The 250-nt window shown below is 39.2% G+C and carries 1 protein-coding gene; it reads left to right on the top strand.

Annotation, left to right across the window (positions count from 1 at the left end; genetic code table 11):
- On the top strand, nt 1-250 hold a 250-nt coding region (locus R0K30_RS22875; RefSeq protein WP_410613244.1), incomplete at both ends, for a hypothetical protein.

The raw sequence follows: 250 nt of genomic DNA, 5'->3' as shown, positions 1-250 counted from the left end.
AAAAAAGTCGAATGAGCTATTTGGTTGCCCAACTTCAAACTCCATATGAAGGGGTTCAGCCACTTCGTTTTGGCTCATACATAAACGCTACAATTGAAGGCCGCGCCGTTAATGGCGCTATTGTAGTCCCTCATCATCTGGTTAAAAACAATAAAATTGCAGTTTTAAACGATGATTTAACTTTGTCATTTAAAACACTCAATATTATTCGCGAACAAGATGGCATGGTCATCGCAAATCAAGGCTTAGC

It is taken from the genome of Bacillus sp. SIMBA_154 (assembly GCF_046536015.1).
GTDB lineage: Bacteria > Bacillota > Bacilli > Bacillales > Bacillaceae > Bacillus > Bacillus pumilus_P.
The sequence above is the reverse complement of the archived record's forward strand: the minus strand, read 5'-3'. Positions and strand labels throughout refer to the sequence as shown.